3 protein-coding genes are annotated in these 3,293 nt (G+C 70.5%); 2 read left to right on the top strand and 1 reads right to left on the bottom strand.

The genetic code is table 11. The features are described from left to right. Positions 1 to 823 (bottom strand): purine-nucleoside phosphorylase (locus RIF89_RS12770; RefSeq protein ID WP_309069477.1); only part of this gene is annotated, 823 nt, incomplete at its 3' end. A 109-nt stretch (positions 824 to 932) separates the two neighbouring features. Between RIF89_RS12770 and RIF89_RS12775 the strand changes: the two genes are divergently transcribed. Together RIF89_RS12775 and RIF89_RS12780 are read left to right on the top strand one after the other, a co-directional pair. Further along, positions 933 to 2,366 (top strand): NAD(P)H-quinone dehydrogenase, encoded by a 1,434-nt coding sequence (locus RIF89_RS12775; protein WP_309069478.1) that lies wholly within the window; start codon positions 933 to 935, stop codon positions 2,364 to 2,366. Positions 2,367 to 2,628: 262 nt separating this feature from the next. Next, a partial coding sequence (locus tag RIF89_RS12780; protein ID WP_309069479.1) for a thiamine pyrophosphate-dependent enzyme occupies positions 2,629 to 3,293 on the top strand: 665 nt, incomplete at its 3' end.

Genomic DNA, 3,293 nt, shown 5'->3' on the forward strand with positions numbered 1-3,293 from the left:
ACAGCCGCTCGATCACGCGGGCGAGCAGGGCCGAGATCACCGGCTCCGCCTGGCGGCCGGCATCGATCACCTCTTCGTGGCTGAGCGGGTCGGGCGAGATGCCCGCGGCGAGGTTGGTGATGAGCGAAAAGCCGAGCACCTCCATGCCCGCCTCGCGCGCGGCGATCGCCTCGAGCGCCGTGGACATGCCGACGATGTGACCGCCCATTGCCTTCGCCATCTGCACCTCGGCGGGCGTCTCGTAATGCGGGCCGCGGAACTGGCAGTACACGCCCTCGTCGAGCGTCGCATCCACGTCGCGCGCGATGTCGCGCAGGCGGCGCGAGTACAGGTCGGTGAGGTCGATGAACGTCGCGCCCTCGAGCGGCGAGTCGGCGGTGAGGTTGAGGTGGTCGCTGATCAGCACGGGCTGACCGGCCTTCCACTGCTCCTTGATGCCGCCGGCGCCGTTCGTGAGCACCATGGTCTTCGCGCCGGCGGCGGCCGCGGTGCGCACGCTGTGCACGACCCGGCGGACGCCGTGGCCCTCGTAGTAGTGGGTGCGCGCGCCGATCACGAGAACCGCCTTGCCGCCCGCGGTGCGCAGCGAGCGGATGGTGCCGACGTGGCCCGCGAGGGCGGGCTTGGAGAATCCGGTCACCTCGGTCGCGGGGATCTCCGCGACCGTCTCGCCGATCAGCTCGGCGGCCTTGCCCCAGCCGCTCCCGAGGGTCACGGCGATGTCGTGGCGGTCGACACCCGTCAGGCGCGCGATGTCGGCGGCGGCGGTCTGCGCGACCTGGAACGGATCGGCGGGGGCGTCGAGCGGATGAGCGTCGGTCATGGGACCACGATAGCCAGCGCCCGTCCGCGCGTCGGCTGAGAGCCGCGCGTCGCGCTCCCCGCCGCAAGGGGGTTCCGGGCGCGGTGCCGCTGTGAGCGAGAATGGACGCATGGTCTTCGACTTCGAACGCAGGCAGCGGATCGCGATCCTCGGTGGTGGCCCGGGAGGATACGAGGCGGCGCTCGCCGGCGCCCAGCTCGGGGCGGATGTCACCGTCATCGAGCGCGTCGGGATCGGCGGCTCGGCCGTGATCACCGACGTCGTGCCCTCGAAGACCCTCATCGCGACCGCGGACGCCGCGCTCTCGGTGGCCGAGGCCGGCGACCTCGGCGTGCAGTTCTACGCGAAGGGCGACGGCGGCAAGCCGCTCAAGCCGGAGATCGCGATCAACCTGCTCGCCATCAACAAGCGCCTGCTCGCGCTCGCGGGCCAGCAGTCCGAGGACATGCGCTCTTCGCTCCTGGAGGCGGGCGTCCGGATCATCGCGGGGCACGGTCGTCTGGAGGGCGAGGACGCGATCGTCGTCTCGACCGGACCGGACGGCACCGACTTCGACCGCATCGAGGCCGACACGATCGTCATCTCGACCGGCGCCACGCCGCGCGAGCTCCCCGCGGCGCGTCCCGACGGCGACCGCATCCTGACCTGGAAGCAGCTCTACAACCTCAACGCGGTGCCCGAGCACCTGATCGTGGTCGGCTCGGGGGTGACGGGCGCCGAGTTCGCCTCCGCATACATGAACCTGGGCGCCCAGGTCACGCTCGTGTCGAGCCGCGAGCAGGTGCTCCCCGGCGAGGACGCCGACGCCGCCAAGGTGCTGGAGAAGGTGTTCAAGCGCGGCGGCATGAAGCTGCTCGCCAAGGCACGTGCGGACAAGGTCGAGAACACGGGCGACGGCGTCACCGTGACCCTGTCGGACGGACGCACGGTCGAGGGCTCGCACTGCCTGATGGCGGTCGGCGCGATCCCGAACACCGCAGGGATCGGCCTCGAGGACGCGGGCGTGCAGATGACGGACTCCGGTCACATCCGCGTGAACAAGGTCAGCCGCACGTCGGTGCCCAACATCTACGCGGCGGGTGACTGCACGACGCTGCTGCCGCTGGCGTCCGTGGCCTCGATGCAGGGCCGCACGGCCGTGTTCCATGCGATGGGCGACACCGCGATCCCGCTCGAGGAGCGCAAGATCGCGTCCAACATCTTCACCAACCCCGAGATCGCCACCGTCGGCTGGACCGAGAAGCAGATCGATGAGCGCGTGGTGGACGGCGAGGTGCACACGCTGCCGCTCGCGTCGAACGCCCGCGCGAAGATGATGGGCGTCAAGGACGGATTCGTGAAGCTGTTCGCCCGCACCGGCTCGGGCACCGTGATCGGCGGGGTCATCGTCGCGCCGAAGGCGTCGGAGCTGATCTTCCCCCTCTCGCTCGCGGTGGAGCGACGGCTCACGGTCGACCAGCTCGCGCGGGCGTTCGCGGCCTACCCCTCGCTGTCGGGCTCGATCACGGACGCGGCGCGCGCGATGCACCACGTGCAGTCGTAAGACCCATGGGCGGACGATGGCGGCGGCACGTACGCGCCCGCCGCTGAGGCCGTCGAAGAAGCCGCGGGATGTCCGTTCATCCCGCGGCCTCTTCGCATTCCGGTCACTCCCGGAGGCGCAGCGCCCCGAGCGGCTGAGCAATCTGCATCGTGCTGAGCTTTGCCATTGTTCGCTCTGTTGGGCGGGCGTAGCGTGTGCCGTGTCCGGACCAGGACGGCACTGAGCGCTCACGAAGCGCTGCGCGAACAAGGAGGTTCCGCGAATGTCGATCGCCATCCCCGCACCCCGGAGCGAGCTGATCGAGGGTCTCGACGCCCCGCTCCGCGTGCTCGATCCCGAGGGTTCCCGTCATCCGAGCCCCGTCCTCGACGACAGTCTCAGGGACATCGACGAGTCGGTCCTCACCGATCTGTTCGTCGACATGGCGGTCCTGCGCCGTGTGGACGAGGAGTCGTTCGCACTGGCCCGTCAGGGCGAACTCGCGCTGTGGCCGCCCCTGCGCGGTCAGGAGGCCGCCCAGGTGGGAGCGCTTCGCGGCGTGCGCGACGACGATTTCCTGTTCCCCACCTACCGCGAGCATCCGCTCGCCCTGCTGCGCGGTGCGGACCCCGCCGAGGTGCTCTCGGTCTGGAAGGGCATGGCGCTGTCGGGGTGGGATCCCTTCGCGCACCGGCTCGCGACGACGCAGATCATCATCGGCGCGCAGACGCTGCACGCGACGGGCTACGCGATGGCCGCGCGTCGCGACGGCGGCGACGACATCGCGCTGGCGTTCTTCGGCGACGGCGCGACGAGCGAGGGCGACGTGAGCGAGGCGATGGTCTTCGCGAGCTCGTTCCAGGCGCCCGTCGTGTTCTTCTGCCAGAACAACCAGTACGCGATCTCGGAGCCCGTGCACGTGCAGTCGGACACCCCGCTCGCCCTGCG

Origin of the sequence: Microbacterium sp. (assembly GCF_031178525.1) — a bacterium.
Classification (GTDB): Bacteria; Actinomycetota; Actinomycetes; order Actinomycetales; family Microbacteriaceae; genus Microbacterium.